The sequence below is a fragment of the Bradyrhizobium cosmicum genome (assembly GCF_032290525.1).
In the GTDB taxonomy this organism is placed as follows: domain Bacteria; phylum Pseudomonadota; class Alphaproteobacteria; order Rhizobiales; family Xanthobacteraceae; genus Bradyrhizobium; species Bradyrhizobium cosmicum_A.
Window position 1 is genome coordinate 1 of the sequence record NZ_JASXTA010000352.1, and the last position, 258, is coordinate 258.

General features: G+C 58.5%; 1 protein-coding gene. It reads left to right on the top strand.

Annotation, left to right across the window (positions count from 1 at the left end):
* Positions 1 to 191: 191 nt before the first annotated feature.
* A partial coding sequence (locus QSV46_RS41665; protein WP_409997298.1) for an NAD-dependent epimerase/dehydratase family protein occupies positions 192 to 258 on the top strand: 67 nt, incomplete at its 3' end.

A 258-nucleotide genomic window follows, 5' to 3' on the forward strand; every position in this document is an offset into this window, starting at 1 on the left:
GTTCTCGTCGACGATAAGCATGCCCGTGGCGACGCCGTGATGCAGATCGAGGCCGATCTCCAGGATCCGTCCGAGCTTCGTGCCGAGCTCTTTGACTTGTGGCGATCGGCCGCCGGGGTGTCTACGGCAATTCGCCGTGTTCATCGTCCGACCTGATGCGCCATAGCAATTTCTGCCATTAGGATGCGGCTATGGAAAAGGTATTGGTGACTGGCGCACGAGGCTTCATTGGATCCCAGCTTTGCAAGAGGCTCACGG